Source organism: Virgifigura deserti, assembly GCA_003576685.1.
Classification (GTDB): Bacteria; Pseudomonadota; Alphaproteobacteria; order Dongiales; family Dongiaceae; genus Virgifigura; species Virgifigura deserti.
In genome coordinates this window covers 268,553-292,917 of sequence record QOZR01000001.1, presented here as the reverse complement: position 1 = coordinate 292,917, position 24,365 = coordinate 268,553, and the positions used below count along the sequence as shown (strand labels likewise).

Here is a 24,365-nt window from a genome sequence, read left to right as displayed (position 1 = left end):
GGATCAAGCCTGGGCATGACAAGAGTGGCCGGACAACCCTCGAACCTATCCTGGTCGAATCGCCCGATGCCCTACGCCCATCCTGAAAGCCTGGTCAGCACCGACTGGCTGGCCGCACGCCTCGACGCGCCTGATCTGCGTGTCGTCGACGCGACCTATTATCTGCCGATGCAGAACAAGAACGCGCGGGCGGAATACGATGCTCGCCATATTCCCGGTGCGGTCTTCTTCGACATCGATGAAATCGCCGACACCGGCAGCGAGCTGCCGCATATGCTGCCCAGCCCGGAGAAGTTCTCCGCCCGCGTGCGCAAGCTCGGTCTCGGCGACGGGAACCGCGTCGTCGTCTATGACGCGCACGGCATGATGAGCGCGGCGCGTGTCTGGTGGACGTTCCGTGTCTTCGGCCATACCGATGTGGCGATCCTCGACGGCGGACTGCCGAAGTGGCTGCGCGAAGGCCGCCCGGTCGAGGAGACGCCGCCCTTCCCGCGCGAGCGTCACTTCACGGCGCGGCTCAACCATCTGATGGTGCGCGACCGCGAACAGATGCGGAGCAATCTGGAAAGCCGCCGCGAGCAGGTGCTCGACGCCCGCGACGCGGGACGCTTCGACGGAACCGCACCGGAGATCTGGCCGGGCCGCCGCAGCGGCCATATTCCGGGCAGCCTCAATCTGCCTTTCACCTCGCTTCTCGATCCGGAGGAAAAGACCTTTCTGCCGGCCGACCAGCTCGCGGAGCGGTTCCGCGCGGCGGGCGTCGATATGCGAAAGCCCGTGGTCACGACTTGCGGCTCCGGGATCACGGCGGCGGTGCTGGCCTTCGGGCTGCACCTGCTCGGCCATAAGGATGTGGCGGTCTATGACGGCTCTTGGGCCGACTGGGGTCGGCCGGGCGATACGCCCGTGGAACCGTGACGGTCGGCCCATGAAGGTCACGCCCTATCGCGAGTCCGAGTTCGCGGCACTCGTCGCGCTGTGGGACGCCTGCGGCATCAGCACTCCTCAGAACGATCCGGCCCGCGACATTCCCTTCATGCAGCACGCGCCGAACGCGATCCTCCTCCTCGGCCACCGGGACGGCCGGCTGATCGGCAGTATCATGGCCGGCCATGACGGCCATCGCGGCTGGCTCTACAAGCTCGCCGTCGCGCCGGATCAGCGCGGACAGGGCTTCGGCCGCGCGCTCGTCCGCGAGGCCGAGGACTGGCTGGCAGCCTGCGGGCTGCCGAAAGTGAACCTGATGATCCGCGAGACCAATACGGCCGTCCGCGATTTCTACGCGACGCTGGGCTATGCGGAGACGCCGCGGACCGTCATGGGAAAGTGGCTCGGCGCGGAGGGCGAGCGGCCGGAGAAACGGACCCTGGACGTCGTCGTCACCTATCTGGAAATGACGGAGCCGCCGGCGCGGCCTCCGGTACCGGCGCCGCCCGGCAAGCGGGCACTATTGCGGGCGGAGGCGCCGCCGGTGGCGTTCTACCGCTTTCTCTACGACACGGTCGGCGAGCCCTGGTTCTGGATCGACCGGCGGCTGCTCGACGACAATGCGCTCGCAACCGAGATTCAGGACCCGCAGGTGGAGATCTATGTCCTCTATGATGGCGGCACTCCGGCCGGTTTCATCGAGCTCGACCGCCGGCCGGCGCCCGATATCGCAATCGCCTATTTCGGGCTGATGCCCGCCTTCATCGGTCGCCGTCTCGGCCCCTATCTCCTGGATTGGGGCGTTCGCAAGGCTTGGTCTTATGAGCCGCGCCAACTGACGGTCGATACCTGCACGCTCGACCATCCGAAAGCGCTTGCCCTATATCAGCGCTTCGGGTTCGTGCCCGTCCGGCAGGTGGCGAAGACGATCGACGATCCGCGACTGTCCGGGCTGATCCCACCCCATTTGGAGCCTCGGCTGCCGCTGCCAGGTTCCTAGATCGGCGCCATGGGGCGAGTTTGAAACCCGCCCCTAGAATAACCGGCCGCGGGGTACGGCCTAATGCAGAATCTGGCTGAGGAACAGCTTGGTCCGATCGGACTGCGGGTTGTTGAAGAACCGCTCCGGGTCATTGGCCTCGATGATCTCGCCACCGTCCATGAAGATGACGCGGTTCGCCACGGTGCGGGCGAAGCCCATCTCGTGCGTGACGCAGATCATCGTCATGCCCGACCGGGCCAGTTCGATCATCACGTCGAGCACCTCCTTGATCATCTCCGGATCGAGGGCCGAGGTCGGCTCATCGAACAGCATGACCTTTGGGTTCATACAGAGCGAACGGGCGATGGCGACGCGCTGCTGCTGGCCGCCGGAGAGCTGGCCGGGATATTTGTCCGCCTGCTCGGGGATCCGGACCCGCTCCAGATACTGCCGGGCGAGCTTCTCCGCCTCGGCGCGCGGCATCTTGCGCACCCAGATCGGAGCAAGAGTCAGATTCTCGAGGACGGTCAGGTGAGGAAACAGGTTGAAGTGCTGGAACACCATGCCGACTTCGCGCCGCACCTGCTCGATGTTCTTGAGGTCGTGCGTCAGTTCGACATTATCGACGATGATGCGACCGCGCTGATGCTCCTCGAGCCGGTTGATGCAGCGGATCAGCGTCGATTTGCCCGAGCCCGACGGCCCGCACAGCACGATCCGCTCGCCCTTGTGAACGGTCAGATCGATGTTCTTGAGAACATGGAACTGTCCGAACCACTTGTGCACGCCCTGCATCTGGATCATGACCTCGTCGGAAACATCCATGTCGGAGCGGGCGGCGGCTGTCGCGTTCGCCATTGAGCCCTCCTGTCAGCGTTTGTGGCCGGTATGCAGCCGGCGCTCGAGATATTGACTGTATCGGGACATCCCGAAGCAGAAGATGAAGAAAACGAGCGCGGCGAAGACAAACCCTTCCCGCGACAAGCCGATCCAGTTGGCGTCACGCGCCGCCGCCTGAACGATCCCCAGCAACTCGAAGAGACCGATGATCAGCACCAGAGTCGTGTCCTTGAACAGGCCGATGAAGGTGTTGACGATGCCGGGAATCACGATGCGCAGCGCCTGCGGCAGAATAATCAGGCCGGTCATCTTCCAGTAGTTGAGGCCGAGCGCCATTGCTCCTTCATATTGTCCCCGCGGAATGGCCTGCAGCCCGCCTCGCACCACCTCCGCCATATAGGCGGCGCCGAAGAGCGCGATACCGACCATCGCCCGCAACAGCTTGTCGAAGGTGACGCCCACGGGAAGGAACAAGGGCAGCATCACCGATGCCATGAACAGCACCGTGATCAGCGGCACCGCGCGCACGAACTCGATGAAGCCGGTGCAGATCAGGCTGATGACGGGAAGCGCCGAGCGCCGGCCGAGCGCAAGGACGATACCGATCGGCAGCGAGACGACAATTCCCACGGCGCCCAGAATCAGGGTCAGCATCAGGCCGCCCCATCGGGCCGTCGGCACCTCCTGAAGGCCCAGCCCGCCGTAGAACAGGATATAGGCGATAACAGGATAAATGGCGAAGAGGAAGATCGCGAAGTATCTCTTGCCCGGCACCCGCTCGATGAGCAACGCCGCCACCGGCACGAAAAAAAGCAGGAACGCGACGTTGACGCGCCAGCGCTCGTCTTGCGGGTAAAAGCCGTAGATGAATTGGCCAAACCGCGCCCGCACCATCGTCCAGCAGGCGCCGTCCTTCACGCAGTCGGCGCGCGACGTCCCTTCCTGCCAATTGGCCGAGAAGATTGCCCAGTCGAGGAATGGTGGAAGCACGAGATACAGCAGGTAAAGCGAGCCGATGGTGAGAGCCGCGTTCAGCGGCGAGGAGAGCAGATTCTGCCGCACCCAGGCAATCGGCCCGACGGACTCCCGCGGCGGCGGCAGGTCCGGGTGCTCGCCTGGCTTGTAGTGCTGCATCGCCTCAGCCATTCCTCACCGCTCCACCAATGCAATTCGCCGGTTGTACCAATTCATGAAGATCGAGATGGCCAGGCTGATCGTCAGATAGACCAGCATGGTGATCACGATCACCTCGACCGCCTGTCCCGTTTGATTCAAGACGGTCCCGGTGAAGACACTGACCAGATCGGGATAGCCGATTGCGACTGCCAGCGACGAGTTCTTGGTCAGGTTGAGATACTGGCTCGTCAGCGGTGGGATGATGACGCGGAGCGCCTGCGGGACGATTACCAACCGCGTCGTCACACGCGGTCGTAAGCCGAGGGAATAGGCAGCCTCCGTCTGGCCATAGCTCACGGCCTGGATGCCGGAGCGGACGATCTCGGCGATGAAGGCCGCCGTATAGAGTGTCAGCGCCAACAGCAACGCCGCAAACTCCGGCAGGACCCGCAGCCCGCCCGAGAAGTTAAAGCCGCGCAGTTCCGGATGCTCCCAGGAGAAGGGCAGCCCGGCCAGGAGCGCCACGAGCAGCGGCGGCCCCAGGAGCAGGCCGATCCCTGCCCTGAAGATCGGAAACGGCTGACCGGTCCGATCCTGGCGCCGCTTTGCCCACCGCCGAAGCGCGATGGCCCCGATCAGACCCAAGACGAACGCCGCAGCGACCAGCCCCGAGCCCGGCTCAAAGATCGGCCACGACGCGTAGAGGCCGCGATTGTTGAGGAACACCACATCGCCGAGCGACAGGCTGTTCCGGACGGACGGCAGCGTCGCCAGCACACCGAAGTACCAGAACAGGATCTGCAGCAATAGCGGGATGTTGCGGATCCCCTCGACATAGACGGTCGCGAGCTTCGCGACGAGCCAGTTCTTGGAGAGCCGCGCCACGCCGATAAGGAAGCCGAGAATCGTCGCCAGCACGATGCCGCAGGCCGAGACGACCAGCGTGTTCAGCAGCCCGACCAGAAACGCCCGACCATAGCTCGAGGTCAGCTTGTATTCGACCAGATGCTGGGAAATATCGAAGCCGGCGGTGTTGCCAAGGAAGCCAAATCCCGTGGCAATCCCTTGGCGCGCCAGGTTGGTCGCCGTGTTATGGACGATGAAGGCCGCAAAGGCGATCACGCCCGCAGCAACGAGAATCTGCAGGATTAGGCCGCGAATTCGCTCGTCCTGCAGCAGGGAGCGTCTGCGGGATGTCATTTGGGTTTCTGCACTGGCAGTCACCGAAGCCTCCTCCCGGTCAACCCGAGATGCGGGAAAGCGCCCGCGTGCCCGGTACCGTGATCGGCCCGGGCACACGGCCCGCCATCTTCAGAGCATGCCCGTCAGCGTACAGGCGGCGCGTACAGGATTCCGCCCTTGGTCCACTGCTCGTTCAGGCCACGCGCCAAGGCCAGCGGCGTCTTCAATCCGACATTCCGCTCGAAGCTTTCGCCGTAATTGCCGACCTGCTTGATGATATTGTAGGCCCAGTCGTTGCTGAGGCCGAGCATCTCGCCCATCTTGTCCTCGACGCCGAGCAGCCGCCGGACCTCCGGATTGTCGGTGCCGGCCTTCACCTCGTCGACGTTCTGCGAGCTTACGCCATATTCTTCGGCGGCAATCATCGCATTCAGCGACCAACGGACGATGTCGGCCCATTCATTGTCGCCCTGGCGGACAAGCGGACCCAGCGGCTCCTTCGAGATGATCTCAGGGAGAATGATATGAGCGTCGGGTTCGGCGAGCGCGCTCCGTTCCGCTGCAAGCCCGGATGCATCCGTTGTGAAGGCGTCGCAGCGTCCTTCGATATAGGCCTGCACGGCCTGCTCGCTCGTCTCATAGACGACGGAGCGCAGTTCCATACCGTTGGCGCGGAAATAATCGCCGAGGTTCTTCTCGGTCGTGGTGCCCGACTGGACACAGACGGCGGCGCCGTCAAGCTCCAGTGCGCTGCTCACGCCGAGATCCTTCGGAACCATGAATCCCTGGCCGTCATAGTAATTGACGCCGACGAACTCGAAATTCAGGTCCGAATCGCGCGACAGGGTCCAGGTCGTATTGCGCGACAACACATCCACGGCGCCCGATTGCAGCGCCGTGAACCGCTCCTTCGCGTTCGTGGGCGTGTACCGGACTGCCTCCGAATCGCCGAACACGGCGGCCGCGACGGCGCGGCATACATCGACGTCCAGCCCCCTCCAATTGCCCTGGTCATCAGGCGCGGAGAACCCGGGAAGTCCCGTGTTGACGCCACATTGGAGATAGCCTCGCGATTTGACTTCGTCGAGCGTCGCGGCGCCCGCCGCGCCGACGACGGAAAAAACAACCCCCGCGATACCGGCGGTCAGCATTTTCAACTGTACCATCGAACCAACCTTCCCTGTTTATGACCTTTTCTTATCGCCAGTCCGGGTTAACTCTTAGAACGTAACCAAGGGCTTGACGATGCCCAGCCTTTTACCCAGGCAGCATCGATGCTACAAGCTTTCGTTCTGGAAAGCCAGCTTAGGAACCTGTCGGTTCGCAACCTCCGGTATGCGGCGCGATGGGGAGGACAAAGGATGACCGATGATTCGCTGGACGACACGCTGATCGGCCATGCCGGTTGCCGTCCGCAGGACAACCACGGCATCATCAACCCGCCGGTCTATCACGCATCCACCGTGCTGTTCCCCTCGGTCGCGGCCCTGGAGGAGGCTGTTCGCGACAGGTTCGACCGGGTTTACTACGGCCGCTACGGCACGCCGACGACCTTCGCGCTGGAGGAGGCGGTCGCCGCCCTCGAGCAGGGCGACCGGGCGATCGCCCTGCCTTCCGGCCTAGCGGCGATCGCGGCCACCCTGACGGCCCTGTTGAAGGCCGGCGACCATTTGCTGATGGTCGACAGCGTCTATGAGCCGGTGCGAACACTGTGCAATCGGACACTGGCACGGTTCGGCGTGACCACGACCTATTACGACCCGCTCATCGGCGCCGGGGTCGCCGATCTGATCAGGCCGGAAACCCGCCTGGTCTATCTCGAATCGCCGGGTTCGCTGACTTTCGAGGTTCAAGACATCCCCGCAATCGCCGCCGCGGCGCATGCCGCCGGGGCACTCGTGGCAATGGACAACACCTGGGCCACCCCGCTCTTCTTCAAGCCGTTCCGGCACGGGGTCGATATCTCGATCCATGCCGCGACGAAATACATCGTCGGCCATTCGGACGCGATGCTCGGGCTGGTGGTGACCAAGGACCCGCATTACCGGACGATCAAAGCGTCCGCCCAGGCCATGGGCTATTGCGCCGCCCCGGACGACTGTTATCTGGCGCTGCGCGGCCTGCGCACGCTTTCAGTGCGGCTGCAGCGGCATCAGGAAACCGGGCTCGCCCTCGCCCGCTGGCTGCGGCAGCGCCCGGAGGTCGCGCAGGTCCTTCATCCGGGCCTGCCGGACGACCCCGGGCACGCGCTTTGGCGCCGCGACTTTTCCGGAGCCACCGGCCTGTTCAGCATCGTGCTGAACCCGGTCTCCAAGGCCGCCCTGGCGGCCATGCTAGACGGCATGACACTGTTCGGCATGGGCTTCAGCTGGGGCGGCTTCGAGAGCCTGATCCTGCCGGTGAAGCCGGAAGCGGTCCGCACCGCAACCTCCTGGAGCGCGCCGGGACCGACTCTGCGCCTGCATGCCGGACTAGAGGACCCGCAGGACCTGATCACCGACCTCGAGCGCGGCTTCGACCGCCTCCGCGCGGCCAGCTGAAGGCCGGAGCTCGGCCATGGCGCAAGAGACCGATGGTCTTCCCACGCTGCTCGACAGCATCACGTTCGATGGCAACGGACTCGTCCCGGCCATCGCCCAACAGCATGACAGCGGCGAGATCCTGATGCTGGCCTGGATGAACGCCGAGGCGATCGCCGAAACGCTGCGTACCGGCCGGGTCTGCTACTGGTCCCGGTCGCGCCGCCGGCTGTGGCGCAAGGGCGAGACGTCGGGCCAGACCCAGCAGCTTCTGGAGCTTCTGGTCGACTGCGACGGCGATACCCTGCTGCTGAAGGTCGATCAGACAGGCGTCGCCTGCCATACCGGCCGCCGGTCCTGCTTCTTCCGCGCCTGGCGCGACGGCCGTCTGGAGACGATCGCCGAGGTCGCGGTCGATCCCGCGACCCTCTACGGCGCCTGACCCCGCCACGGCATCACATATGCCGGCGCCACGACTGCGCATCCTGCTGGGTTCCGCCATCGCGATCGGACCCGGCAAGGCCGACCTGCTGGAGGCGATCGACCGCTGCGGCTCAATCTCCGCCGCGGCTCGGGCGATGGATATGTCCTATCGCCGCGCCTGGCTGCTGACCGACACCATGAACCGCTGCTTCCGCGACGATCTCGTCGCAGCCGCGCCAGGCGGGCGCCGTGGCGGCGGCGCGGCGCTCACGCCGCTCGGGCGCGAGGTGCTCGATCGCTATCGTCAGATGGAAGCGAAGGCCGCCGCCAGCCTGGCGGACGAGATGGCGAGCTTCCAAGGTCTACTCCGACCGGAAGATCTGACCCGCGATTCAGACTGAATGATCGGGACCGGCACGCAAAAACACCTTGCCGCAAGCGTTATATCTGTAGAAACATAACGGCCGTTCGATCTGTTAAAGGGCCGGTGCCATGCGTTGCCTAAATCGATGGGCGTTCCCCTGCCTCCTGCTCGCCCTCACCCTTATGGCAGTGTCCGCCCGGGCGGCCGAGATTCTGGTGTTCGCGGCGGCGAGCACGAAGGACTCCATCGATGAGATCAGCGAGCGGTTCGCCGCAGAAGGGCATGGCGCCGAGGGGCATGGCCAAGTCATCGCCTCCTTCGCATCCAGCTCAACCCTCGCCAAGCAGATCGAGAACGGCGCGCCGGCCGACCTCTATATCTCAGCCGACAGGCGATGGATGGATTACCTTGCCGAGCGCGACCTGATTGTCGCAGACAGCCGGTTCAACCTGCTCGGCAACAGCCTCGTCCTGATCGCGCCGCGGGATACCGACTGGACGATCGACCTCGCCGCCGGCGCGCCATTGGTCGAAATACTCGGCGACAGCCGGCTGGCGATGGGCGATCCGGACCATGTGCCAGCCGGCCGCTACGGCAAGGCGGCGCTCCAGTCACTGAATGTCTGGAGCACGATCGAACCGAAGCTGGCGCGTGCCAAGGATGTCCGTGCCGCGCTCGCGCTCGTCGAACGCGGCGAAGCCGCGGCCGGCATCGTCTACGCCACCGATGCTGCGGCCAGCGACGCGGTGCGCGTCGTCGACGTCTTTCCCGCCACGAGCCACCCCGAGATCGTCTATCCGGTGGCGATCGTTGCCGGCCATGACGAACCGGATGTCCGTGCGCTCTATAGGTTCCTCGGCGGGCCGGAGGCGCGGGCGGTGTTCGAGCGCTACGGCTTCACCCAGCGGAGGGTCGGTGTCCCTTCAAATTGAGTTCCCTCGAACTGATAGGCCGCCTGTCGTCGTTCGCGGTCTCGGCGACGTCGGCTCGGCGGTCGCATGGCTGCTGTTCCGGGAGGGCTGGTCGGTCGTCCTGCAGGATTCGCCGCAACCGACGGCCTTGCGGCGCGGCATGGCGCTGGCGGATGCCGCCTTCGACGGGAGCGCGGTTCTCGAAGGCGTTACGGGCTGTCGGGCCGACGACCTCGAGCGGCTGGATCGCCTGATCGGCGATAGGACAGCGATCCCGGTCGTCACCTGGCCTGTGCCGGACCTTCTGGAAGCGGTCGCGCCGGCGGTTCTGATCGACGCCCGGATGCGCAAGCGAACGACGCCCGAGATTCAGCGCGGCCTCGCTCCCCTGACGATCGGACTCGGCCCCAATTTCACTGCCGGCAAGACGACGGACCTCGTCATCGAGACGAGCTGGGGGCCGCATCTGGGCGATGTGATCCGCCGCGGCTCGGCGCTGCCGCTGAGCGGCGAGCCTCGACCGATCGACGGCATCGGACGGGAACGCTGCGTCTACGCGCCCGGCGCGGGGCGGTTCGAGACGGATCAGGCGATCGGCGCGATCGTCCGCAAAGGCGATGCGCTCGCGGCGATCGGCGACACGCCCCTGTGCGCGCCGCTCGACGGGAAGATCCGGGGCCTGGTCCGCGCCGGCGTGCCGGTTTCCGAGGGAACCAAGGTCATCGAGATCGATCCGCGCGGCGCGGCGGCGGTCGTCCACGGCCTCGGAGAACGGCCGCAACGGATCGCCGAGGCCGTCCTTCGGGTGGTGGAACTCGACGACGTCTATTCAGAGCCGCGGCCCGCCCCTCGACAAGCTCGGGGTGAGGAGAAGGCCTCATGCTGAGCCTGTCGAAGCATGAGGGCCGGACGAACAAGCGTGCTTGCCCTTACCGAGCTTGAGAGCGAGGCGGTTCGCCTCAGCCTGCGTGTCGCCTTCTGGAGCGTCACGGGCAGCCTGCCGTTCGGCCTGCTCGCGGCATGGCTTCTGGCGCGGCGCAACTTCCCGGGCAAGATCATTCTCGACGGCGTGGTGCATCTCCCCCTCGTCGTGCCGCCGGTCGTGGTCGGCTATGGCCTGCTGCTGCTGTTCGGCCGTCGCGGACCAATCGGCGGGTGGCTCTACGAAACCTTCGGCATTTCGATCATCTTCACCTGGGAAGGTGCGGCCCTCGCCGCGGCGGTGATGGCATTTCCGTTGATGGTGCGGGCGATGCGGCTCTCGCTCGAGGCGGTCGACGGCAAGCTCGAGGCGGCGGCGCGAACCCTCGGCGCGACGCCAATAGAGGTGTTCTGCACCGTCACCCTGCCGCTGATGGCGCCGGGAATCCTGGCGGGAGCGGTGCTTGCCTTCGCCCGCAGCCTCGGCGAGTTCGGCGCGACGATCACCTTCGTTTCCAACATCCCAGGAGAGACGCGGACGCTACCGGTTGCGATCTACACCCTCACCCAGACGCCCGGCGGCGACGCGGCGGCCTTCCGGCTCGCCGTCATCTCCGTCCTGCTCGCCCTGATCGCCCTGGTCGCCTCCGAGCTGCTCGCGCGGCGAGTCCGAACGAAGATCCACGGCTAACCGATGTTGCAGGTTCACGCGGCGCGACTCTTGGGCAATTTCCGCCTCGACGTCGCGTTCGAAGCGCCGACCGGCGGCATCGTCGCGCTGTTCGGCAAGTCCGGGGCGGGCAAGACTTCGCTGGTTTCCATGCTGGCCGGCCTGCTGAAGCCGACGCAGGGTCGCATTACCCTCGACGGTATGGTGCTGTTCGACAGCGCCGCGGGCGTCGACCTGCCGCCGGAACGCCGCCGCCTCGGCTATGTCTTTCAGGAAGGCCGGCTGTTTCCGCACCTCACCGTCCGTGGCAACCTGCTCTACGGCTTCCGGCGCGCTCCGGCGGACGAGCGGCTCATCCAGCTCGACAAGGTCGTGGAGCTCCTCGGCATCGCGCCGCTCCTCGATCGCCGACCGGCGGGGCTGTCGGGGGGCGAGAAGCAGCGCGTCGCGATCGGCCGGGCTCTGCTCGCCAATCCGCGCCTGCTGCTGATGGACGAGCCCCTCGCCTCGCTCGACGCCTCCCGGAAGGAAGAGATCCTGCCTTTCATCGAGCAGCTCCGCGACGAGCTTCGCCTGCCGATCGTCTATGTCAGTCATGATATGAGCGAGATCGTCCGGCTTGCGGACACGCTGGTATTGATGTCCGAGGGACGCGTGGCGGCGGTCGGCCCCGTTGACGAGGTCTTCGGGCGGCTCGACCTGCGGCCGCTGACCGGACGCTACGAAGCTGGCGCCATCCTGCAGGCGGAGGTCGCTGAGCATGATGCTGGGCATGACAGGGCCAGCGGCCTCACGCGACTCGTCCTTCCCGGCGGCTCGCTATGGGTCGCGCATCTCGACCTGCCACCCGGGACGCGGCTGCGGCTGCGGATTCGCGCCCGTGACGTCGCCCTGGCGCTGACGCCGCCGACGGATACCAGCATTCTGAACGTGCTCGCCGGCAGGATCGTGGAGGTCGGCAAAGACGAAGGCCCCTATGTCGACGTGAAGCTTGCCCTCGATGCGTCAGGCGCCGCGGCGATCTGGGCGCGCGTGACCGCCCGATCGGCCCGCACTCTCGACCTGCGTGCGGGTCGCGACGCCTATGCCCTGATCAAGACTGTCGCCATCGACCGCCACAGCCTGGGGCGGTACGGCCGATAAGGAGGGCGCCGTCTCGCGGGCCGCTGTCTCACCAAGTCGTCTCACTCTCCCTGAAGTCTCAGCACAGCACGCCCCTATTCACCGGCGGGAATTCCAAATGCAAGCGGCGCACATCTCCCGCTTGCGGTTGGATACGCTCTTATTGCGCACAGTAATTCCGATTGTTATCAGCTTTATTTTGCATTTATTTTTTGATGGAATTTATCCATTTAACCAACCCTTAACGTGGCTTGTGGTTTTCTAGTTCATGGGACGCTCCCATTGTCGTTCTTTCCTGGGCGCGGTGATCTCGGCAACAAGGCAGGCTCGTTTGATTCTGGCGCACCCCTTCACCTACTCCGTCGTGCTGGCGATCTTCGGTGCCTTGCTGTTGGCCGCGGCGGCGCACGACATCCGCAGGTCGATCATCCCGAACCGGCTGAGTCTGGCCGTCGCGATGATCTATCCCGCGCATGTGCTGTCGAGTTCGGTCCCCGTCGATTGGACCGGCGCCCTTACCGCCGCGGGGGCATCCCTGGCGGTCGGCCTCGTGATCTTCGCGCGCGGCTGGATCGGCGGAGGCGACGTGAAGCTGTTTAGCGCCACCGCGCTGTGGGCCGGCCTTCCGCTCTTCACGACGCTTCTCCTAGTCACCACCCTTACAGGCTCGGTCGTCGCCCTAGCCATGCTCATGCACCGCCGGCTCGCAGGGCGGCCGATCCTGGCATCGGCCGACGGCATGGTGATGAAGGGTGGCGGCGAAAGCACGGGCTCCGATCCTGCCAAGCTTCGCCCGTCACACAGCCTGCCCTACGGTGCTGCGATTGCCGCCGGCGGGTTGATGACCGCCCTCATGCTGTTCAGCAAAGGGTGATGTCATGACCGTCCAAGGCCTCATTCTGGTCTTTACCGACTCGTTCACCCGCGAACCGACTTTGGGTTCGCAGATGGAAGTCAAGGTAACGTGCCATGGAAGCGTTCGACCGCATCCGACGTGATTTGCGATCCTGCTGGACGTGCAGCCGCGGCATTTCGGTGCTCCAGTTCGCCCTTGCCGCCCCGATCCTGTTCTTGCTTGTCTTCGGGGTGATCGAGGTCGCCTTGATCATGTTCATTTCGAGCGCGGCCGAGAGCGCCCTCAAGGAGGCCTTCCGGTTCGGCATCACCGGTCAGCAGGTCAACGGCGAGGTGGGGCGTCAGCAGCGGATTCTCGATATTCTCGGCGACTACACATTCGGGATGATCGACAGGTCGCAAGTCGTCATCACCCGGAATTCCTATTCCAGTTTCAGTGATGTTGGCCAACCGGAACCCTTCACCGACATCGAGCCTCTGAACGGAGTCTATGACCCTGGCGAGCCCTTCGACGACCTGAACGGAAGCGGTCGTTGGGAAGAGGATCGGGGGATCGAGGGGATCGGCAATGTCGGCGATGCGGTTCTGTATCGCATCGATTACGAGTGGGAGCTCTTCACGCCGGTCGTCTCGCTGGTCCTGGGCAGCAACGGACGTCTGCCGATGAGCGCGAGCATCGTCTTGCGCAATGAATGCTGGGTTCTGACCGGGAACTGTTGACGGCCGCGCAGACCAAAAACGGTTCCCGTATAAAACTTCACCGGATCGAAGCCATCGCGGGCTGATACGGGGACGCGGCGGTCACGCTGTCATAGATTTTCTTGTAACGCTCGACATTGCGACGCCAGTTTCGATGCTCGTCGACATAGCGGCGCGACGCGGCCCGCTCCGCCGGCCAGTCGTTCCGCCGCTCGAAGGCATCGCGGACCGCTCGCGCCAGCGCCTGGGGATCGCCGGGCGTGAACAGATGGCCGGTCACTCCGTCCTGGATCATCTCGCGGTGCCCGCCGATGTTCGTGGCCACCACGATCTTTCCCTGAGCCATCGCCTCGACCGGCTTCAGCGGCGTCACCATTTCCGTCAGCCGCATCGAAAGCCGCGGATAGACGCAGACGTCGATCAGGTCGTAATAGGACTGGATCTCCCCGTGCGGAACATGGCCGGCGAAGATGACGTGATCGGTCACGCCCAGTCGCTTTGCCTCTTCGCGCAGGGCGGTCTCCTCGACCCCTCCGCCGATCAGGATGACGCGCAAGTCCGGAAGCGCCGCCACCAGATCGGCGACCGCCGCGAGCAGGACCGACAGCCCCTCATAAGGCTCGAACGAGCCGATGAACCCGATCACCGGCCGGCCCGAGACGCCGAGCTTGTCCGCGAGAGCCTGGTCCGGCACGCCCTCGCGGGCGCCGCCGAGCGCAATGCCGTTCGGCACGACGGTCACGCGATCTGCCGGCACGCCCCGCCCGATGATCTCCTTCCGCAGCCCCTCACAGATCGCGACGACGGCGTCGGCGCGTCTCAGGGCATAAGTCTCCATGGCCTTCGACAGATAGTAGCGCGCGCTCGTCTCTGTGCATTTGCCCTTGCTGACCGCGGCGTCCTCCCAGAGCGCGCGAACCTCATAGACCAGGGGAATCTTATACCGCGCCGCCACCCGTAAGGCCGGCAGAGCGTTGAGCACCGGAGAGTGCGCGTGAATGATGTCCGGCTGCACCTCACGGACAACCTCGCCGATCCGGCCGGCGAAGCGCTTCATCAGCACCAGCTCCGACAAGCCTGGAAGCGCCGCGTAGACCGGCGTCGACGTGTCGGTGCGAAAGAAGGACCATCCGTCGACCGTCTCCGCCGCCAGGGGTGTCGCAGGATGCTTCGGCCCGGTGACATGGAATGTTTCCCAGCCGAGCTCCCGCTGGTTCCGCAGGATCTGCAGGGTCCGAATGGTATAGCCGGTCCGCGTCGGGATGGAATGGTCCAGGACATGAAGAACGCGCATACAATCAGCCTCTTGCCTCCGCCGCTTCAATCGCGCCGGCTCGTTCGGGGGCGCACTTTGATCCCCGCCGCCAGCGCCGTCAACGTCAACGCTTCTGGGCTGGAGGCGGTTCCAGTATTAGGAACGGATAATTACTGTCTGTAGCAGATCAGGGAAGTATTCCAAGAAGTGGTGCAGTTTTACTTAACTTCTCCGATATCGTAACGGACCACCGTCTGGTCGATGGCGCCGAAGATGGAGCGGCCGGCAGCATCCTGCATCTCGATCCGGACCGTGTCGCCGAACTTGAGGAAGGGCGTCCGCGCCTCCCCGGTGTCCAGCGTCTCTAGAACACGCAGCTCGGCCAGACAGGACGCCCCCGCCGCGCGGTCGCGGTTGGACACCGTGCCGGAGCCGATGATCGTTCCGGCCGACAGCCGCCGCGTCTTCGCTGCATGGGCGATGAGCGCCGGAAAGTCGAAGGTCATGTCGGTGCCGGCGTCCGGCCGCCCGACGATCGCGCCGTTCACGCTGCTGAGCAGCGGGCCGTGGAGCCTCGCCCCGTCCCAGGCCGCGCCCAGCGTCTCGGGCGCCACCGCGACGGGGGAGAAGGCGCTGGCCGGCTTGCCGTGGAAGAAGCCGAATCCCTTGGCCAGCTCCGGCGGGATGAGGTTGCGTAGGCTGACATCGTTGACCAGCATCAGCAGCTTTATATGACCGCCCGCCGCGTCGGGGGACACGCCCATCGGCACGTCGTCGACGATGACGGCGACTTCCGCCTCGAAATCGATGCCCCAGGATTCGTCCGCCACCGCAATGTCATCGCTGGGTCCGAGAAAGGCATCGGAGAGGCCCTGATACATCAAGGGGTCGGTCCAGAAGCTCGGCGGCATCTCCGCTCCTCGCGCCTTCCGGACCAGTTCGACATGGTTCACATAGGCCGACCCATCCGCGAACTGATAGGCACGCGGCAGGGGCGAGGCACAGCCTTTCGGATCGAACGACTCGGCGCGGGCCGCATTGCCGGTGTCGAGGGCCTGATAGATCTGTTCGAGCGCCGGCGCCGCCAGGCTCCAATCTTCGATTGCGGCCTGTAGCGTGCCTGCGATATCCGGTACCCGGACGCAATGCGTGAGCCCAGAATTGACGACGACCAGCGTGCCGTCGCGGCCGCCGTCCCTGAGCGAGGCGAGTTTCACGCCGCCATCCCCTACTCCGCGGCCTTCGGGCTCTCGGACCCGCGCCAGGAGTCGACATAGGCGGCGTTCTCCGTTTCGGCGGCGCGGTCTCCCACCTCGAGCGCGTCGCGGGCGTCGACCATCACCGCATATTCGTCCGTCTCAGCCTTGCGCGGCTTCAGCATGCCCTGCAGCGCCTTGGGGTGCGGCCCGTGGGTGAAGCCGGCCGGGTGGAACGTCACCATGCCGCGATCGATATTGTCGCGGCTGAAGAAATCGCCGCGGTGATAGAAGATCACCTCGTCGAAATCGTCGTTGTTGTGGAAGAACGGCACCTTGAGCGCGCCGGGATCGGTCTCGAACGGCCGCGGCACGAAGCTGCAGACGACGAACCGGCCGGCCAGGAAGGTCGTATGGGCCGAAGGCGGCAGGTGATAGCGATGGCTCATCAACGGCCGGATATCGCGGATATTGACCCTGACCGGCGCCAGATTGCCGTGCCAGCCGACCGCATCCAGCGGATTGAAGGGGTAGGTCACGGTCGAAACCAGGTTGCGCCGCTTGATCTCGACCCGCCATTCCTCCACTTTCCCTTGCGGCGTCTGCTGTGCGCGGAAGGCGTCGTCGATCGCCGGCGCGTCGAGCATGGCAGGGTCGAAGATCGCGTGCGGGCCGACCAGCCCCTTGTCAGGCAGGCGATAGCTGTCGTTGGTCGCCTCGATCAGCAGCGCCGCCGCCGGGCCGTCGAACTCCGTCCGCCACATCGTCCCGCGCGGCAGGACAATATAGTCGCCGTCGCGGATCGCCAAATGACCGTAATCGCAATAAAGCGCGCCCTGCCCCTCATGCAGGAAAAGCAGCTCGTCGCCGTCGGCATTGCGGGCGAGCGCCGGCATCGCGCCCTCGGTCCGCCAGAAGCGATAGCGGAGGGCTTGGTTGTGAAGGATCTCCGCCGCCTTCCACGGCCCCTCGGCCGTCCCAGAGAGCTTGTTGGGGAGCTTGTTCAGATCGAAGGCGCGCGGCCGCAGCGGGCCGTCCCAGGCGATCCAGCCGGTCGGCGGATGCGTGTGGTACATATGGGTCGCCGGTCCGAAGAAGCCTTCCTTGCCCAGCTCGCGCTCGAAGGTGCCCTCGGGCAGGTCCGCATGGGCTTGGCGCGAGGCGACACCCTCAATCCGCGGCAATGCGATCCAATGCTTCATCGGTTCTCCCTCTGGCGCCACGCTGCCGCGGCCGGTCGCCCCCATGGGCGACCCCGGCCGACACCAGCCGATCCGAAGTCAGGACCACGCCCGGCGCGATGTCGGGCCGCCGCTTCAGCTCCTGATAATAGGGCGTGAAGTCCGGCCGGGTTGCCGCGAAGAGCTGGTCGAAGCTGTCGATGACGAAATAGCTCTCCTGAAGGTCGTCGATCCGATACTGCGTCCGCATCACCCGCATCAGGTCGAAGGCGATGCGCTTGGGCTTCTCGCTCTCGAGACAGTAGATCGACTCCGCGCGCGACGAGACGATGCCCGAGCCGTAGATCCGAAGCCCCTCCCCGGTCCGGATCAGTCCGAACTCCACCGTGTACCAATAGAGGCGCGCCAGATAGGGCAGCGCCCCGAGATGGAGCGCCTTCAGACCGCCGCGGCCATAGGCCTGCATGTAGTCCGCGAACACCGGATGCATCAGCACCGGCACATGGCCGAAGATATCGTGGAAGACGTCCGGCTCCTGCAGATAGTCCATCTGTTCCGGCCGGCGGATCCAGTTGGTCGCTGGAAAGCGCCGCGCGGCGAGATGCCGGAAGAAGACATCGTCCGGCACGAGGCCCGGCACGGCAACGATACGCCAGCCGGTCGCCCGCTCCACAATGTCTGACAGCCGCTCGAAATCGGGAATGCCCTCGGCGGCGACGCCCAGCCCCTGCAGCCCGGCGACATATTCCCGGCAGGCCCGGCCGGGGAGCAGCCGCGACTGGCGCTCGAAGAGGGTGCGCCAGATCGCATGGTCCTCCGCCCGGTAATCGGCCCAGCCCTGGTCGATGACGTAATCCTCTGACGCTTCCGGATGCTCCACCATGGTTGCGCTCCCTTCAGCTTTCGAGGGTGCCCCTGCGAATCTGGTCCTGCTCCATCGCCTCGAACAGCGCCTTGAAATTGCCTTCGCCAAACCCCTCGTCACCCTTGCGCTGGATGATCTCGAAGAAGATCGGGCCGATCACGGTTCGGGTGAAGATCTGCAGCAACGTGCCGCCGTCCGGGGTAGGCGCGCCGTCGATCAGGATCGCGTTCCGCCGAAGCCGGTCCAGATCCTCGCCGTGGCCCGGCAGCCGCGCATCGACCGCGGCGTAATAGCTGTCCGGCGGCGGGTCCATGAACTCGACGCCGCGCGCCTTCAGCGCCTCGACCGTCGCATGGATGTCGTCGGTGGCGAGCGCGATATGCTGGATACCCTCGCCTTTGTAGGCGGTGAGATATTCCTCGATCTGCGACTTGTCGTCCGCCGATTCGTTGATCGGGATGCGGATCTTGCCGCAGGAGCTGGTCATCGCCCGGCTGTGCAGACCCGTCAGCTTTCCCTCGATGTCGAAATAGCGGGTCTCCCGGAAATTGAAGAGCCGCTCGTAGAACCCGGCCCACAGATTCATCCGGCCGCGATAGACATTGTGGGTCAGGTGGTCGATCCGGGTGAGCCCGACACCGTAGGGGGCGCCCTCCACCTCCGCCAGCGGCCGGAAATCCACGTCATAGATGCTGTGCTCGCCGAACCGGTCGACGAGATAGATCAGGCTGCCGCCCACCCCCTGGATCGCGGGGATGTTGATCTCCATCGGGCCAACCCGGCCCGGCTGCGGCCGTGCGCCCAGCTTCAGCGCGCGATCATAGGCCGCCGCGGCATTGTCGACCCGGAAGGCCACGGCGCAGACGGACGGCCCGTGAATGCGCGCGAAGGACTGCGCGAAGCCTTCGGGCTCGGCATTGACGATGAAATGGATATCGTTCTGGCGATAATGCGTGACGCGCTTCGAGCGGTGCCGATCGACCGCCGTGAAGCCCAGGCGCTCGAACAGCCGGCCGAGCGCATCGGTATCCTCGGCCGTATATTCAACGAACTCGAACCCGCGGGTGCCCATGGGGTTCTCCCAATGGTCCACCGCGTCGATCCGGCGCTCCCCAGGGCGTTCGGCGGCAACCGCCATTCTCCTCCTCCCGGCGCGAACCGCGCCTCCGACCGGTCGGACGACTGCCTCTTCCCTATAATTTAGGTCGAAAAGATCCTTTGGAAGGGTTAACGCTCCGGATTATGCCGTCTCCGACCAGGCGACGCATTCCTGGCGCTGCTCGCCGAGTCCCTCGATGCCGAGCCGCATCACGTCGCCCGGCTTCAGGAAGCGCGGCGGCTTGAAGCCCAGCCCCACGCCCGGCGGCGTGCCGGTCGGGATGATGTCGCCCGGCATCAGCGTCATGAATCGGCTGATATAGCTGACGAGATGGGCGACGCCGAAGATCATCGTCGCGGTCGAGCCCGTCTGCATCCGCTCGCCATTGACGTCGAGCCACATCGACAGGCTCTGCGGGTAGGGAACCTCGTCGGCGGTCACGAGCCAGGGGCCGAGCGGCGCGAAGCTGTCGCAGCTCTTGCCCTTCACCCATTGGCCCTGGCGCTCGATCTGATAGGCGCGCTCGGAGACGTCGTTGCAGATCATATAGCCGGCGACGTAGCGCAACGCGTCGCGCTCTTCCACATGGCGCGCGACGCTGCCGATCACGATCGCCAGTTCCACCTCCCAGTCCGTCTTGACCGAGTCCTTCGGGATGATCACCGGGTCATGCGGGCCGCTGATCGCCGTCGTCGCCTTCATAAACAGGATCGGCTCGCTCGGCACCGGCAGGCCCGCCTCGGCGGCATGGTCGGAATAGTTGAGCCCGACGGCGACGATCTTGCCGATACCGGTCAGCGGCGGCCCCAGGCGCGGACTGCCCGACACCGCCGGCAGCGTCGCCGGGTCGATCGCCTTCAGCGCCGCCAGCCGCTCCGGCGCCAGGGCCGCGCCGTCGATATCAGGGAGCGTGCCGCTGAGGTCGCGGAGCGTGCCCGCGGAATCGATCAGCCCCGGTTTCTCCTGCCCCACCGAGCCGTAGCGCACGAGTTTCATTCCTGGGTGTCCTTCCTTCGCAGTCCGGCCTCAGCCGCCGATCCGATAGGGAGATGATGGCGACCCCGGCAGGATTCGAACCTGCGACCATCAGCTTAGAAGGCTGGTGCTCTATCCGGCTGAGCTACGGGGCCGTAGAGGGCGATCGCCGGGAAAGCCGCGATCGGTCAGTGGGTCCAGCGAATGACCCGATCGTACCGGAAATTGTCCGAATAGTTCTTCGGCCGGATCTGCCGCTCCTGCGGCTCGTCCAGATAATAGGCCAGCCCGCGCTTCCGAGCGAAGGCGATCGCCTCCTCCTTCGTGTCGAACTTGACCCGGACCTGCCGGCGCGTGTCGCTGGAGCTGATCCACCCCATCAGCGGGTCCGGCTCGCGCCGCGCGGCCGATTCATATTCGAGAACCCATTTCCGGCTGTTGGCCCGGCCCGATTGCATCGGGTTCTTGGCCGGCCGATAGATCCGCGCTTGCATCGAACGGTCTTCTCCTCCTGACAAACGGCTCCGCCGCCCCCACGAAGGGACGGCGTGGTCGGGGCGACTGGATTCGAACCAGCGACATCCTGCTCCCAAAGCAGGCACTCTACCAGACTGAGCTACACCCCGTGCGGCGGAAAATATGGGGTTTCGGGCCGTTCCGCAACCCGCGCGAAGAGGTGCCGTCCGCGTCCGCTTCGGACCGCCGAAATTGGCGCCGCTCTTTGGGCTGGTGACGGCAAGACAGGTGTCGGAGCCCATGCGGCCGCGAGAGCATCCCCGGCCGATGCAAATTTGGTACCGGAACCATGCGGATCTGCTCGCATCGCGGCCCGCGCGGTGATAAGAGAAGCAATCCGCGGCAGTCAGCCGCCGTTCGCTTTCATTGGATGTCGGCAGGATGTTTTCGGCTCTTACGAAACGGAAGAGGCAGAGCAAGGTCTCTGTGGGGCAACGCTACCAGAAGCGCGATGCGCCGCTGGTCGTCTGGGAGGTCATATCCCTTTTTAAGGGAACTGACGGCATGCCTTACGCCGCGATGCTCCGGGTCGACGACCCCACCATGCAGAAGACCGTGGCCCAGGCCATTCTCGAACGCGGTTTGCATTATACCCTGGTGAGTGGCCGCTAGGCGATCGTCGAGCCGACCCGACCCGTCCGGCGCGCCCGCTCTCTCTTGAGCCTTCCGACCGTCGTCGTTAGTGTCCCGATCGCGAAATTCGATCATTCGAATTTCGCGTGAATCGGCACACCAGCTTGTTAATACTAGTGCGACTCAGCTTCCGAAGTCCGGCACATTATGTGCCGGACTTCGGAAGCATCACATTAGGGTGGAGCCCTGTCATCACCGAGCCCCGGGGACCGATGTCGAACCACACCATCAGCATGACCGACCTGCTCTACGAGTATCTGCTCGACAATTCGCTGCGCGAACCCGACCTGCTTCGCGCGCTTCGCGAGGAAACGGCGGGAATGCCCTATGGGGGCATGCAGATCGCGCCGGACCAGGGGCAGTTCATGGGGTTCCTGGTGGAGCTGACCGGCGCGCGCCGCGCCCTGGAAGTGGGTACCTTCACGGGCTACAGCGCGCTCTGCGTCACCCTGGCGATGCCGCCCGAGGGGCGCCTCGTCGCCTGCGACGTCAGCGAAACCTATACCGCCGTCGCCCGTCGCTACTGGGAGAAGGCGGGCGTCGCCGACCGCATCGACCTCCGGCTCGCCCCGGCGCTCGACACGCTCGACTCGCTGATTCGCGAAGGGGATTCGGGCAGCTTCGACTTCGCCTTCATCGACGCCGACAAGAAGAATTATGATGGCTATTACGAGCGTGCCCTGAAGCTGGTCCGACCGGGCGGCCTGATCGCCGTCGACAATGTGTTGTGGCACGGCGCGGTCGCGGATCGGGCAGCGGATGACGAGGACACGGAGGCGATCCGGGCGCTCAACGCCAAGCTGAAGGACGATTCCCGGGTGACGCTGAGCCTCGTGCCGATCGGCGACGGTCTCACCCTCGCCCGTCGGCGCGCCTGACGGCCGATCTCGCGGAATCGACGGGCAGTTAAGCCGATCTTTACCGGCTCTCGGGCATAGTTACCGGACGCTCGGCCGCAAGGCCCACCCAACCGGGATGTCCAGCCGGGACGCCAAGAAGGGGATCGAGCATGCGCAGACTTGCCCTGTTGATCGTCCTCCTCGCTCTGCCGGCTTCCGCCGTCGCGGAGCCGACGGCCTGCAGCAAGCGGACCGAGGTCGTCGCCCATCTCGCGAAGAAGTTCAAGGAGGCCCCGGCCGCGCTCGGGCTCGCCAGCAATGGCGGCCTGCTGGAGGTGCTGACCAACGGCAACGGCTCGACCTGGACCATCATCGTGACCATGCCGAACGGGATCAGCTGTCTCGTTGCCGCCGGCGAGGACTGGCAAAACCTGGCGAAGCTCGCTATCGACGAACCGGCGATCTGATCGCGCCGCCCTTCTCTACTCCGTCGTGAAGACCTCGTGCCGCACCCGGTCGCCGGGCTCGATGCCCAGCCTGTGGGCGGTGCCGCCATTGAGCTCGAGGACGGCCCGCGCTGGCCGCTCCGCCTCGATCACCTCGGTCGAATGGGGAACCGTCCGCTCGACGATCTGGAAGATGCGGCCATCGCTGCCGATGAACAGCATGTCCAGCGGGATCAGCGTGTTCTTCATCCACATTCCCACCGGCCGCTCCCGGTCATAGATGAACAGCATGCCCGTATCGGACGGCAGCTGGTCCCGGAACATCAGGCCGAGCGCCCTCTGCTCCGCCGTGCGGGCGAGCTCGATCGTGAAGCGGTGCGCGTCCGTCGCCGTTTCGATCACCAGTTCGTCCCGCTCCATCGCCGGGCTTTGTGCTTCGCCGGGGCCGGCCGACAGGACCGCCGCCCCGAGCAGGATGGCGCCCCAGAGAAATGACAGGGCAGGAAATGACAAGGCAGGATCGCGTTTCATGCGGCGAAGGTAGCGGAGCCGAGCTGTCCCGTAAATCCCGCCGATCTCATGCTGCTCCTCGCTCGAGCACAGCCGCGGCGATGGTGCGAATCTCGTCCCGGATAGGGCCGGGCCGCGGCGAATCGGCAATCGTCGTCATCCAATGGGCCGGCGGGTTGCGGCCCTGGCTGCGCGACCAGGTGAGGCCGCGCAGCACCGCCTGCGCCGCAGCGGAAGGTGCCACGGTCGGATCGAGGCGGTTGAGCGTCGCCCAGACACCGGCCCAGCACCGCGCCACGGCCCAGGGATTGTAACCGCCGCCGCCCAGCACCAGCAGCCGGGGCGCCAACCCGATCAGCCGGTCGACGACATCCCACAGGGCATGGTTCGAGAGCGCGAGTCCGCTCAGCGGGTCGTCGGCCAGCGCGTCGGCGCCGCATTGCAGCACCACGGCGTCCGGGGCGAAGTCCCACCCAAGCGGCAGCACGACCGTCTCGACCAGCCAGCCCATCTCGCTATCGTTGAGCCCGCTCGGCACCGGCAGGTTCCGCGCCATGCCGCCCGCCCGATCATCGAGAGCGCCGCTGTAGGGCCAGCGGCCGGCCTCATGAATCGACAGCGTCAGGACCCGCGGGTCGTCGGCGAAGGCGTCCTGCACGCCGTCGCCATGATGCGCATCGACGTCGACGTAATAGATCCGCTTCAAGCCCCGATCGAGGAAAGCGAGGATCCCGAGAACCGGATCGTTGAAATAGCAGAAGCCGCTGGCCCGGTCCGGGCGCCCGTGATGTGTGCCGCCGGCCGGGCTGTAGACGATACCGCCCTCGGCCAGCAGCTCGACTGCCTTCAGGGTCCCGCCGCAGGCGGTCGCCGGGCGGCGGAAGATCTCGGGGAAAACGGGATTGCCGTTGCAGCCGATGTTGAAGCGCCGCCGTCGCTCCGCCGAGACCTGCCGATCCCTCTCCGCCTCCATCACCGCAGCGATGTAATCGGGATGATGAAAGCCGGCGAGTTCTTCCGGAGTCGCCTGGGGACTGTCGATATAGGCCTCTTCCGCAAGCCAGCCCATCGCCCGAATCAGGTCGAGTGCGGCGGAAACCCGCGGAATCGCAAGCGGGTGTCCGCGCCCATAGGAAGAGCTGCGATAGATCTCCCCGCCGATCAGCAGCGGGCGCATAAACGAGTAGGAAAATTCTTCTATCACAGGTTCTTATGCCAACCTTCGGAAACGCGCCGACAAAATTTCATTTCTTGGTATACCAGACACTGGAAATCGGCGTTCAATCATATTAGGGTCGCGTCTTCGTTGGCGGCGATGC

27 protein-coding genes and 2 tRNA genes are annotated in these 24,365 nt (G+C 65.4%); 14 read left to right on the top strand and 15 right to left on the bottom strand.

Annotated elements, in window-relative coordinates; translation table 11 throughout:
- Positions 1–66 precede the first annotated feature (66 nt).
- Together sseA and DT069_RS24855 are read left to right on the top strand one after the other, a co-directional pair.
- Positions 67–918 (top strand): 3-mercaptopyruvate sulfurtransferase, encoded by an 852-nt coding sequence (gene sseA / locus DT069_RS01525; protein WP_119458489.1) that lies wholly within the window; start codon positions 67–69, stop codon positions 916–918.
- Positions 919–928: 10 nt separating this feature from the next.
- Positions 929–1,927, top strand: a complete 999-nt coding sequence (locus tag DT069_RS24855) for a GNAT family acetyltransferase (RefSeq protein WP_425449926.1) — start codon at positions 929–931, stop codon at positions 1,925–1,927.
- A 60-nt stretch (positions 1,928–1,987) separates the two neighbouring features.
- Here the strand turns inward: DT069_RS24855 and DT069_RS01510 are convergent, their stop codons facing one another.
- The 4 genes from DT069_RS01510 to DT069_RS01495 all read right to left on the bottom strand — a co-directional run bounded on the left by DT069_RS01510 (position 1,988) and on the right by DT069_RS01495 (position 6,213).
- Positions 1,988–2,713, bottom strand: coding sequence for an amino acid ABC transporter ATP-binding protein (locus tag DT069_RS01510; RefSeq protein WP_162912956.1), 726 nt, complete (start codon positions 2,711–2,713; stop codon positions 1,988–1,990).
- 66 nt (positions 2,714–2,779) lie between these two features.
- Entirely contained in the window at positions 2,780–3,895 is a 1,116-nt protein-coding gene (locus DT069_RS01505) for an amino acid ABC transporter permease (protein ID WP_425449925.1), read from the bottom strand.
- A 3-nt stretch (positions 3,896–3,898) separates the two neighbouring features.
- Positions 3,899–5,065, bottom strand: a complete 1,167-nt coding sequence (locus DT069_RS01500) for an amino acid ABC transporter permease (protein WP_119458488.1) — start codon at positions 5,063–5,065, stop codon at positions 3,899–3,901.
- Positions 5,066–5,190: 125 nt separating this feature from the next.
- Positions 5,191–6,213 (bottom strand): amino acid ABC transporter substrate-binding protein, encoded by a 1,023-nt coding sequence (locus tag DT069_RS01495; protein WP_119458487.1) that lies wholly within the window; start codon positions 6,211–6,213, stop codon positions 5,191–5,193.
- 195 nt (positions 6,214–6,408) lie between these two features.
- On the opposite strand from DT069_RS01495, the gene metC reads away from it, so the two are divergent.
- From metC to DT069_RS01450, 9 genes are all read left to right on the top strand, one after another.
- The gene (gene metC, locus DT069_RS01490; RefSeq protein WP_119458486.1) at positions 6,409–7,587 is read left to right on the top strand and encodes a cystathionine beta-lyase; all 1,179 of its coding nucleotides are present in this window, start codon (positions 6,409–6,411) and stop codon (positions 7,585–7,587) included.
- A 16-nt stretch (positions 7,588–7,603) separates the two neighbouring features.
- Positions 7,604–8,008: a phosphoribosyl-AMP cyclohydrolase gene (gene hisI, locus DT069_RS01485; protein WP_119458485.1), complete on the top strand. Its 405-nt coding sequence runs from the start codon at positions 7,604–7,606 to the stop codon at positions 8,006–8,008.
- A 19-nt stretch (positions 8,009–8,027) separates the two neighbouring features.
- On the top strand, positions 8,028–8,390 hold the full coding sequence (locus DT069_RS01480) for a winged helix-turn-helix domain-containing protein (RefSeq protein ID WP_119458484.1): 363 nt from the start codon (positions 8,028–8,030) through the stop codon (positions 8,388–8,390).
- A gap of 91 nt (positions 8,391–8,481) precedes the next feature.
- Positions 8,482–9,285 carry a molybdate ABC transporter substrate-binding protein gene (gene modA, locus DT069_RS01475; protein ID WP_119458483.1) on the top strand — a complete coding sequence of 268 codons (804 nt, stop codon included), beginning with the start codon at positions 8,482–8,484 and terminating at the stop codon, positions 9,283–9,285.
- On the top strand, positions 9,269–10,150 hold the full coding sequence (locus tag DT069_RS01470; protein WP_425449924.1) for a xanthine dehydrogenase: 882 nt from the start codon (positions 9,269–9,271) through the stop codon (positions 10,148–10,150). The genes modA and DT069_RS01470 overlap by 17 nt, the downstream gene beginning before the upstream one ends.
- A gap of 33 nt (positions 10,151–10,183) precedes the next feature.
- On the top strand, positions 10,184–10,876 hold the full coding sequence (modB, locus tag DT069_RS01465) for a molybdate ABC transporter permease subunit (protein WP_119458867.1): 693 nt from the start codon (positions 10,184–10,186) through the stop codon (positions 10,874–10,876).
- A gap of 3 nt (positions 10,877–10,879) precedes the next feature.
- On the top strand, positions 10,880–11,998 hold the full coding sequence (gene modC / locus DT069_RS01460; RefSeq protein WP_119458482.1) for a molybdenum ABC transporter ATP-binding protein: 1,119 nt from the start codon (positions 10,880–10,882) through the stop codon (positions 11,996–11,998).
- Positions 11,999–12,308: 310 nt separating this feature from the next.
- Positions 12,309–12,851: an A24 family peptidase gene (locus DT069_RS01455; protein ID WP_162912906.1), complete on the top strand. Its 543-nt coding sequence runs from the start codon at positions 12,309–12,311 to the stop codon at positions 12,849–12,851.
- A 95-nt stretch (positions 12,852–12,946) separates the two neighbouring features.
- Entirely contained in the window at positions 12,947–13,552 is a 606-nt protein-coding gene (locus DT069_RS01450) for a TadE/TadG family type IV pilus assembly protein (RefSeq protein ID WP_119458480.1), read from the top strand.
- Between the two features lie 37 nt (positions 13,553–13,589).
- Here DT069_RS01450 and DT069_RS01445 read toward each other — a convergent pair whose 3' ends face one another.
- The 9 genes from DT069_RS01445 to DT069_RS01405 all read right to left on the bottom strand — a co-directional run bounded on the left by DT069_RS01445 (position 13,590) and on the right by DT069_RS01405 (position 20,728).
- Positions 13,590–14,825, bottom strand: coding sequence for a TIGR04063 family PEP-CTERM/XrtA system glycosyltransferase (locus tag DT069_RS01445; RefSeq protein WP_119458479.1), 1,236 nt, complete (start codon positions 14,823–14,825; stop codon positions 13,590–13,592).
- 179 nt (positions 14,826–15,004) lie between these two features.
- Positions 15,005–16,003 carry a fumarylacetoacetate hydrolase family protein gene (locus tag DT069_RS01440; protein WP_119458478.1) on the bottom strand — a complete coding sequence of 333 codons (999 nt, stop codon included), beginning with the start codon at positions 16,001–16,003 and terminating at the stop codon, positions 15,005–15,007.
- 11 nt (positions 16,004–16,014) lie between these two features.
- Positions 16,015–17,184 carry a homogentisate 1,2-dioxygenase gene (locus DT069_RS01435; protein ID WP_119458477.1) on the bottom strand — a complete coding sequence of 390 codons (1,170 nt, stop codon included), beginning with the start codon at positions 17,182–17,184 and terminating at the stop codon, positions 16,015–16,017.
- A complete protein-coding gene (phhA, locus tag DT069_RS01430) occupies positions 17,153–18,046 on the bottom strand; it encodes a phenylalanine 4-monooxygenase (RefSeq protein WP_119458476.1) in 894 nt (297 codons plus the stop codon). The genes DT069_RS01435 and phhA overlap by 32 nt, the downstream gene beginning before the upstream one ends.
- Before the next feature lie 13 nt (positions 18,047–18,059).
- Positions 18,060–19,166, bottom strand: coding sequence for a 4-hydroxyphenylpyruvate dioxygenase (hppD, locus tag DT069_RS01425; protein ID WP_119458475.1), 1,107 nt, complete (start codon positions 19,164–19,166; stop codon positions 18,060–18,062).
- Between the two features lie 102 nt (positions 19,167–19,268).
- The gene (locus tag DT069_RS01420) at positions 19,269–20,123 is read right to left on the bottom strand and encodes a fumarylacetoacetate hydrolase family protein (RefSeq protein WP_119458474.1); all 855 of its coding nucleotides are present in this window, start codon (positions 20,121–20,123) and stop codon (positions 19,269–19,271) included.
- Between the two features lie 57 nt (positions 20,124–20,180).
- Positions 20,181–20,257, bottom strand: a tRNA-Arg gene (locus DT069_RS01415).
- A 33-nt stretch (positions 20,258–20,290) separates the two neighbouring features.
- On the bottom strand, positions 20,291–20,596 hold the full coding sequence (locus tag DT069_RS01410; RefSeq protein WP_119458473.1) for an ETC complex I subunit: 306 nt from the start codon (positions 20,594–20,596) through the stop codon (positions 20,291–20,293).
- Between the two features lie 55 nt (positions 20,597–20,651).
- A tRNA-Pro gene (locus tag DT069_RS01405) sits at positions 20,652–20,728 on the bottom strand.
- Positions 20,729–20,999: 271 nt separating this feature from the next.
- Here DT069_RS01405 and DT069_RS01400 point away from each other — a divergent pair.
- The 3 genes from DT069_RS01400 to DT069_RS01390 all read left to right on the top strand — a co-directional run bounded on the left by DT069_RS01400 (position 21,000) and on the right by DT069_RS01390 (position 22,557).
- The gene (locus DT069_RS01400; protein ID WP_119458472.1) at positions 21,000–21,230 is read left to right on the top strand and encodes a hypothetical protein; all 231 of its coding nucleotides are present in this window, start codon (positions 21,000–21,002) and stop codon (positions 21,228–21,230) included.
- Between the two features lie 233 nt (positions 21,231–21,463).
- On the top strand, positions 21,464–22,129 hold the full coding sequence (locus tag DT069_RS01395; protein WP_119458471.1) for a class I SAM-dependent methyltransferase: 666 nt from the start codon (positions 21,464–21,466) through the stop codon (positions 22,127–22,129).
- A 131-nt stretch (positions 22,130–22,260) separates the two neighbouring features.
- Positions 22,261–22,557 (top strand): hypothetical protein, encoded by a 297-nt coding sequence (locus tag DT069_RS01390; RefSeq protein WP_119458470.1) that lies wholly within the window; start codon positions 22,261–22,263, stop codon positions 22,555–22,557.
- Positions 22,558–22,572: 15 nt separating this feature from the next.
- Here DT069_RS01390 and DT069_RS01385 read toward each other — a convergent pair whose 3' ends face one another.
- Both DT069_RS01385 and DT069_RS01380 read right to left on the bottom strand, forming a co-directional pair.
- Positions 22,573–23,049, bottom strand: coding sequence for a DUF192 domain-containing protein (locus DT069_RS01385; protein ID WP_425449923.1), 477 nt, complete (start codon positions 23,047–23,049; stop codon positions 22,573–22,575).
- A gap of 64 nt (positions 23,050–23,113) precedes the next feature.
- Positions 23,114–24,223: an acetoin utilization protein AcuC gene (locus DT069_RS01380; protein WP_119458468.1), complete on the bottom strand. Its 1,110-nt coding sequence runs from the start codon at positions 24,221–24,223 to the stop codon at positions 23,114–23,116.
- Positions 24,224–24,365: the final 142 nt, after the last annotated feature.

Bases quoted from the DNA above. Each gene is read 5' to 3' on its own strand.
- modA (WP_119458483.1), top strand. From the start codon at position 8,482: ATGCGTTGCCTAAATCGATGGGCGTTCCCCTGCCTCCTGCTCGCCCTC.
- DT069_RS01435 (WP_119458477.1), bottom strand. From the start codon at position 17,184: ATGAAGCATTGGATCGCATTGCCGCGGATTGAGGGTGTCGCCTCGCGC.
- DT069_RS01380 (WP_119458468.1), bottom strand. From the start codon at position 24,223: ATGCGCCCGCTGCTGATCGGCGGGGAGATCTATCGCAGCTCTTCCTAT.
- DT069_RS01410 (WP_119458473.1), bottom strand. From the start codon at position 20,596: ATGCAAGCGCGGATCTATCGGCCGGCCAAGAACCCGATGCAATCGGGC.
- DT069_RS01505 (WP_425449925.1), bottom strand. From the start codon at position 3,895: ATGGCTGAGGCGATGCAGCACTACAAGCCAGGCGAGCACCCGGACCTG.
- DT069_RS01445 (WP_119458479.1), bottom strand. From the start codon at position 14,825: ATGCGCGTTCTTCATGTCCTGGACCATTCCATCCCGACGCGGACCGGC.
- hppD (WP_119458475.1), bottom strand. From the start codon at position 19,166: ATGGCGGTTGCCGCCGAACGCCCTGGGGAGCGCCGGATCGACGCGGTG.
- DT069_RS01450 (WP_119458480.1), top strand. From the start codon at position 12,947: ATGGAAGCGTTCGACCGCATCCGACGTGATTTGCGATCCTGCTGGACG.
- DT069_RS01400 (WP_119458472.1), top strand. From the start codon at position 21,000: ATGTTTTCGGCTCTTACGAAACGGAAGAGGCAGAGCAAGGTCTCTGTG.
- DT069_RS01420 (WP_119458474.1), bottom strand. From the start codon at position 20,123: ATGAAACTCGTGCGCTACGGCTCGGTGGGGCAGGAGAAACCGGGGCTG.
- phhA (WP_119458476.1), bottom strand. From the start codon at position 18,046: ATGGTGGAGCATCCGGAAGCGTCAGAGGATTACGTCATCGACCAGGGC.
- modC (WP_119458482.1), top strand. From the start codon at position 10,880: ATGTTGCAGGTTCACGCGGCGCGACTCTTGGGCAATTTCCGCCTCGAC.
- DT069_RS01500 (WP_119458488.1), bottom strand. From the start codon at position 5,065: ATGACATCCCGCAGACGCTCCCTGCTGCAGGACGAGCGAATTCGCGGC.
- DT069_RS24855 (WP_425449926.1), top strand. From the start codon at position 929: ATGAAGGTCACGCCCTATCGCGAGTCCGAGTTCGCGGCACTCGTCGCG.
- DT069_RS01510 (WP_162912956.1), bottom strand. From the start codon at position 2,713: ATGATCCAGATGCAGGGCGTGCACAAGTGGTTCGGACAGTTCCATGTT.
- DT069_RS01480 (WP_119458484.1), top strand. From the start codon at position 8,028: ATGCCGGCGCCACGACTGCGCATCCTGCTGGGTTCCGCCATCGCGATC.
- DT069_RS01495 (WP_119458487.1), bottom strand. From the start codon at position 6,213: ATGGTACAGTTGAAAATGCTGACCGCCGGTATCGCGGGGGTTGTTTTT.
- DT069_RS01395 (WP_119458471.1), top strand. From the start codon at position 21,464: ATGTCGAACCACACCATCAGCATGACCGACCTGCTCTACGAGTATCTG.
- sseA (WP_119458489.1), top strand. From the start codon at position 67: ATGCCCTACGCCCATCCTGAAAGCCTGGTCAGCACCGACTGGCTGGCC.
- hisI (WP_119458485.1), top strand. From the start codon at position 7,604: ATGGCGCAAGAGACCGATGGTCTTCCCACGCTGCTCGACAGCATCACG.
- metC (WP_119458486.1), top strand. From the start codon at position 6,409: ATGACCGATGATTCGCTGGACGACACGCTGATCGGCCATGCCGGTTGC.
- DT069_RS01390 (WP_119458470.1), top strand. From the start codon at position 22,261: ATGCGCAGACTTGCCCTGTTGATCGTCCTCCTCGCTCTGCCGGCTTCC.